Source organism: Novosphingobium sp. Fuku2-ISO-50 (genome assembly GCF_001519055.1).
In the GTDB taxonomy this organism is placed as follows: Bacteria; Pseudomonadota; Alphaproteobacteria; order Sphingomonadales; family Sphingomonadaceae; genus Novosphingobium.
The window spans coordinates 1-5,228 of the sequence record NZ_KQ954290.1 but is presented as its reverse complement, the minus strand read 5'-3'; the positions used below and the strand labels follow the sequence as shown (position 1 = coordinate 5,228).

Genomic DNA, 5,228 nt, shown 5'->3' with positions numbered 1-5,228 from the left:
TCTTGTTGGGGTGGACGGCCTCCGTACGGTATTAGACATCGTTGCATCGGTTGCGGGATGGATGAGCAATCGCGCCGCGAGTCCGCCCACATTTGAGGCATGGCGAATGTCCATGGTCAGATCGGGCTCTTCAAGGCCGCCCATGTCATGTGATCGCCCGATCCTTTGCTTTGGCTCACCACGGGACGGTCTTGCCGAAACGGTCGATGAAGCGCAGGCCCGGCACGCCTTGCTGCGCCAGCAGAGTGTCGACCAATTGCGGAATGGTTTCCTCGATGCTGAATGTTGCATGCGCCCCGCCCATATCGGTGCGTATCCAGCCGGGCGCCATCAACACCATGGCCCGGAAATCGTCGGCATGGCGAGCGGCGTAGCTGCGCATATATTGATCGAGCGCGGCCTTGCTGCCCCGATAGACTTCAAACCCGCCCTTGGTGTTGTTGGCAATGCTTCCCTGGCCCGACGACATGACGCCGATCAGCCCTGTGGGGCGCACCAGGTCGTCCAAGACACCACGCGCCTTGCTGCCCTGGCGGCGCAGCGGGATGGGGTGATCCATCTCGCCTTCAACCACAATCTTGCGCGCTTTACCGAAAACTGCGCGCTGGACCGTGCGGCGATCGATGCGATGGGCGGGGGGCGAGGGGGGGCATTTCCCTGCGCGCGATCTGCGAGACGTTGAGCAAGCGTCTGGGGCTGCCGACCGCCTCGCTCAATGCCGGGGAGGCAGCGGCGCATTTCGGCTGGCTGGCTGGCTTCGTCGGCACCGACATGGCGGCATCGGGCGCGGTCACCCGCGAAATGCGGGGCTGGGAGCCGAAGGGGCCGGGCCTGATGACGGCGGCTTTGGCGAAGGCATGATCGCGCCATGCTCAGGGGATGGCAGGAGGGCTCATCCGCAGTATTGCGATTCCATGCATATCGCCCGCTGCGGACAATCGCGCCCGTGATCGTTGGCCATGCCCACCGCTTGCATGAAGGCGTAGACGGTCACCGCGCCGACGAATTTGAACCCTTTGGCCTTGAGTGCTTTGGACAGGGCCAGCGATATAGGCGTGCTGGCCGGAACGGTGGTCCCGTCGCCGACAAGCGGTTGCCCGCCGACGTGGCCCCAGATGAAGTCCGCGAAATCCTCGCCCGCGGCGACCATGCGCAGAAGCGCGCGGGCGTTGCCGATGGTGGCCTCGATCTTGGCGCGAGCGCGGATGATGCCCCCGTCCTGCATCAGGGCCTCGACTTTGTCCGGGCCGTAGGTCGCGACAAGCGTCGGATCGAAGCCATCGAACGCCCGGCGAAAACCGTCCCGCCGGTGCAGAATGGTGCGCCACGACAGACCCGCCTGGAATCCTTCCAGAATCAGCATCTCCCACAGCAGGCGCGGATCGCGTACCGGCACGCCCCATTCCCGGTCGTGATAGGCCTGCATCAGCGGATCGCCCAGCGCCCACGCACAAGTTTGCGGAACGTCGGCGATGGGCGTGGGTTGGGTCATGGTCATTCCGGCCATCGTTGCTGATTTTGCCTCAGCCCGCAAGATTGTCGATGGCCGACAAGGCGTTGGGGATCGCCTGTTCGGCAAGTCCGGGGATGTTCATGCCCTCGATGCGGATCGTCTCGACATCGCTGATGCCGATGAAGCCGAGCACGTGGCGCAGATAGGGCTCGACAAAGTCGAACGGGCGCCAGGGGCCCTCGCTGAACACACCGCCCGATGCCGGCAGCAGGATGGCCCGCTTGCCCTGTGCAAGTCCGAGCACGCCCGCGTCGCCATACTGGAATGTGCGGCCCGGGCGCACGACCAGATCGATCCACGCCTTGAGCATCGAAGGAATGCCAAAGTTCCACATCGGCGTTGCGATCACCAGGCAGTCTGAGGCGAGCAGTTCGTCGGTCAGTTCGTCCGACAGTCTTGCAAGATCGGTCGGCGGTGCCGGATTGGCCGGATCGCGCGCGGCAATCACGTCGAGCGTTGCCGCGTCGAGATGCGGCAGCGGTGTCGCGGCGAGGTCGCGGCGCACCAGCCGGGCGGCGGGATGGATCGCGGCAAGACGCGCGGCAAGCCGGTCGGCAGCGACGCGGCTGCCCGAAGCCGCGCCGCGCGGGCTCACGTCGATCATCAGGATTTGCTTCATCGGATGGTCCTTTGGCATCGGGGGGCAGGTGTCAGGCGCTCAGCGCATTCCAGGCGGCGAGCGAATCCATGTAATCGCGCCACTGCACGATCTTGCGATCGGCGATCGTGACGATCGAACAAAACCGGTTGTCATAGGCGCGCCCGGTCGCCAGGATCGTTCCGTGCACTTCGTATTCGAGCACGACGATGCGGCCATTGTCGGCGCGGGTGAGGACGAGGTTTCCGGTCGAGTGCAGCGCGATGTTTTGGACATATCCGCTGAACATCGCCATCAGGTCGGCGCGTCCGCTGGTGACGCGCGGCCAGCCCGGAAATTCGTAACGCACTTCGTAGCGGATGTCGGGCGCGACGATGTCGAAGAAGTGTTCGCCGTCAACGAGGTCGCCCAGACTCTCGCGCACCAGATCGAAATAGGGGGCGGCTGCGGCAAAGCCAGTGTAGTTTGCCTGTGTCATCATGGTCTCCGGTAGTCGGCGATGTTGCTTACTGATCATGCGTGCCATATAATTGATTAGTGGCTTCCTAAAAAGAAGGCACTTTGACATCAGTCACGTACACCGAGGTAAGTTATGACAAAGCTCGAAACGATCGGCCAGCTCGACCCCGCCGCCGTGTGTCGCAGCTCTGACCCGATGGCGGTACGCGAACTGCTGACCAAGATCGGTGACAAATGGACGATCTTTGTCGTTCTTTCGCTCGACCTGATCGGCGGACGGGCGCGCTTTTCCGAACTGGAACGAGCGATTCCGGGAATTTCGCAGCGCATGCTGTCGGTGACGCTGAAAAATCTCGAACGTGACGGATTGGTGACGCGCGAGGTCTTTCCCGAAGTGCCGCCCCGCGTGGAATACGAAATCACCGATCTCGGCAAAAGCCTGCTCGGGCCGACACAGGGGTTGGTCGACTGGGCCAAGACCCATTGGGAGCGGGTCAGGGAATCGCAGGCACGCCATGATGCGCGCCGGGCCGACTGAATGGGGCCATCCCATACATGCTCGCCGGCGTCGGGCGTCCAGCTCTCGGTCTTCATGATCGCCGCCCCGCGCGCGCTGGTCAGACAGGCGATGAACCCGCGCGCCTGCGGCGGGGGCCACCACGAGATTGAGATCGCGCCAGATCGTGCGTGTGCGCGCCAAGGGCACGAGATCGGCCTTGTCCGCATGGCGGTCGGCCAATCGGGCCAGGTGATCCAGGCGTCGGCGTCCCGATCGACAAATGCTTTGTAGCTCGCCCCGCTGCCGTTGCCGAACGCGACGATGTGGCTACGCAAAGTCGCCACGTCGGACAGGCGTCCCAACTGCCCCGCGACATCTTCCCAAACCCCGGTGCCCGATGTGTTGGCAACGCCCGCGCCTTCGGTCACGACGACGCGCATGCCGTCCTTCAGCAGATCGTCAAAGCCCCTGATATGCTTGGGATTTCCCTTTTTCACAGCCAGAATCGCCGGGCGCAAATAGATCGGCGTCACATCCCCTGATGCGAAATCGCGGTAGGTTTCGAGCAGGGCGGTGATGTCCTCTTCCGCCGTGCCCCACAAAATGTCGGCATCGGCCTGGGCATGTTTCGACCAGGTCGGCTCGGGCCCGGCAGTGATCACGACGTCAATGCCGGTCTGTTGATGGAACACCGCCGCCACTTTGCGCAGCGCGGTATCGGGCCCGCCCGCGCCATAGAGTCGCACGACGCCGTCGCGGGCATTGTGGACGATGGTCGGGTCGGGCGTTTCGTGCGCTTTGGCCGCACAAACGGGCACTGCGGCCAGCGCGGTCGCGCATACCGAAAAATACGGTTAGCGCTCTTTCAATATGTTCAGACGCTAGTGCGAAGGTGCTCTGGGTGAGGGGGTGTTCTCAGGGGCCGTTTCGTGTTGTCAAGAAATTCCGGAGACAGGGTTCGAACAGGCGCGTTTAGCAATGCGTCGCTGACGCTATTGCCACCTATGGTCGCATTGGCTGGCGCGATGATCGCTTCGCGGGCCGAGGCACAGTCCTTTCAGCCGCTCGTCGCGCCACTGCCGAGCCAGGTGATCCCACGCAATATTGCCCCGCTCCCGCCGACCCAGACTGCGCCGCTGCTGCACAAGCCAGATGCCTTGGCACAAGCAGAGCCTGTCGATCCCGCGCTTGCCGTTGACAGCGGTGATGTGCAAATAGACGGTGCGTTTTCGCAAATGGCTGACGTCAATGCGAAGCTTGTTGCCGCTATCGCGCATCGCCATGTACCGCTTGCACAGCTTTATGCTGCCGCTCGGATGCTTGAACAAGCCTATGCACGTCGCGGCTATATTCTGGCCCGGGTCGTAATCCCGCCGCAACGGCTGGAGCCCGGTGCAACGGTAAAAGTGCTGGTAATCGACGGATTTGTCGAAGCTGTTGATGTCTCGCACCTTGCGGTCGCAACGCGCGTGTCGGTGAGTGCGAGGTTGCAGCCGCTCGTGGGCAAGCGCCATGTCACGCAAGCTGCGATCGAGCGCGCGTTGCTTTTGGCCGGCGATTTGGCGGGCGCGCGGCTGCGCAGTGCGATTGCACCGGGCAACTCCACCGGCGCAGTGCGGCTGGTTGTCGAAGGCGAATTTACGCGTGTTGAAGGCCAGATTGGCACCGACAACAGCTTGCCATCGTCGTTGGGGCGGTGGCAATTTACAGGAAATTTTGCGCTGAACGCACCGCTGGGGCGCGGCGATCAGCTTTATGTTTCGCTTGGTTCGCAAGCTGATGTCGGGCGCTATGGCTTTCCCAAATCCGCATTGGGCATGATTGGGGTGGGTTATGCCATTCCGGTCGATGATCACGGCACCACGCTGACTGGCGAATTGCTGAATTCGCGAACGCAGCCGGCAATGCAAGCCAGCGTGCCGCAGTCGGTCGGTGAGTTTACGCGCGGCCTCGTCCGCCTGTCCATCGCCGCGATCCGCACGCGCAGCGAAGTCCTGCGGATAGGCAGCGAATTCAATATCATCACCCAGTCTGAAAAATTCCCGCAATTCCAATTTCAGGTCAGTCGGGATCACTATCTGGCATGGCGAACGAGCGTAAATTGGCAACACAATCCCGGGCCCGCCGCGCTTTCTTTCAACGCGGTGCTTTCGCAGGGT

Annotated in this window: 7 protein-coding genes and 1 pseudogene; 3 read left to right on the top strand and 5 right to left on the bottom strand. The window is 62.8% G+C overall.

Annotation, left to right across the window (positions count from 1 at the left end; all coding sequences use genetic code 11):
• Window positions 1-175 precede the first annotated feature (175 nt).
• Window positions 176-559 (bottom strand): Rossmann-fold NAD(P)-binding domain-containing protein, encoded by a 384-nt coding sequence (locus AQZ50_RS09600; protein WP_197412437.1) that lies wholly within the window; start codon window positions 557-559, stop codon window positions 176-178.
• A 119-nt stretch (window positions 560-678) separates the two neighbouring features.
• Here AQZ50_RS09600 and AQZ50_RS09595 point away from each other — a divergent pair, with 119 nt between their 5' ends.
• A complete protein-coding gene (locus AQZ50_RS09595; RefSeq protein ID WP_067745949.1) occupies window positions 679-861 on the top strand; it encodes a hypothetical protein in 183 nt (60 codons plus the stop codon).
• Between the two features lie 31 nt (window positions 862-892).
• Here AQZ50_RS09595 and AQZ50_RS09590 read toward each other — a convergent pair whose 3' ends face one another.
• The 3 genes from AQZ50_RS09590 to AQZ50_RS09580 are packed head-to-tail and all read right to left on the bottom strand — an operon-like array spanning window position 893 to window position 2,589.
• Entirely contained in the window at window positions 893-1,507 is a 615-nt protein-coding gene (locus AQZ50_RS09590; protein ID WP_231730199.1) for a DNA-3-methyladenine glycosylase I, read from the bottom strand.
• Between the two features lie 16 nt (window positions 1,508-1,523).
• Complete coding sequence (locus tag AQZ50_RS09585; RefSeq protein WP_067746206.1) at window positions 1,524-2,132, bottom strand: FMN-dependent NADH-azoreductase; 609 nt, start codon at window positions 2,130-2,132, stop codon at window positions 1,524-1,526.
• A 31-nt stretch (window positions 2,133-2,163) separates the two neighbouring features.
• Window positions 2,164-2,589, bottom strand: a complete 426-nt coding sequence (locus tag AQZ50_RS09580) for a nuclear transport factor 2 family protein (RefSeq protein ID WP_067746204.1) — start codon at window positions 2,587-2,589, stop codon at window positions 2,164-2,166.
• A gap of 114 nt (window positions 2,590-2,703) precedes the next feature.
• On the opposite strand from AQZ50_RS09580, the gene AQZ50_RS20415 reads away from it, so the two are divergent.
• On the top strand, window positions 2,704-3,108 hold the full coding sequence (locus AQZ50_RS20415; RefSeq protein ID WP_156427293.1) for a winged helix-turn-helix transcriptional regulator: 405 nt from the start codon (window positions 2,704-2,706) through the stop codon (window positions 3,106-3,108).
• A 62-nt stretch (window positions 3,109-3,170) separates the two neighbouring features.
• On the opposite strand, the pseudogene AQZ50_RS20945 reads toward AQZ50_RS20415, so the two are convergent.
• A pseudogene (locus tag AQZ50_RS20945) lies at window positions 3,171-3,815 on the bottom strand (substrate-binding domain-containing protein); the annotation flags it as partial.
• A 279-nt stretch (window positions 3,816-4,094) separates the two neighbouring features.
• On the opposite strand from AQZ50_RS20945, the gene AQZ50_RS09570 reads away from it, so the two are divergent.
• Window positions 4,095-5,228 (top strand): ShlB/FhaC/HecB family hemolysin secretion/activation protein (locus AQZ50_RS09570; RefSeq protein ID WP_197412436.1); only part of this gene is annotated, 1,134 nt, incomplete at its 3' end.

Excerpts from the sequence above, each read along its gene's own strand:
- AQZ50_RS09600 (WP_197412437.1), bottom strand. The coding sequence starts at position 559 with ATGGATCACCCCATCCCGCTGCGCCGCCAGGGCAGCAAGGCGCGTGGT.
- AQZ50_RS09590 (WP_231730199.1), bottom strand. The coding sequence starts at position 1,507 with ATGGCCGGAATGACCATGACCCAACCCACGCCCATCGCCGACGTTCCG.
- AQZ50_RS09585 (WP_067746206.1), bottom strand. The coding sequence starts at position 2,132 with ATGAAGCAAATCCTGATGATCGACGTGAGCCCGCGCGGCGCGGCTTCG.
- AQZ50_RS09580 (WP_067746204.1), bottom strand. The coding sequence starts at position 2,589 with ATGACACAGGCAAACTACACTGGCTTTGCCGCAGCCGCCCCCTATTTC.
- AQZ50_RS20415 (WP_156427293.1), top strand. The coding sequence starts at position 2,704 with ATGACAAAGCTCGAAACGATCGGCCAGCTCGACCCCGCCGCCGTGTGT.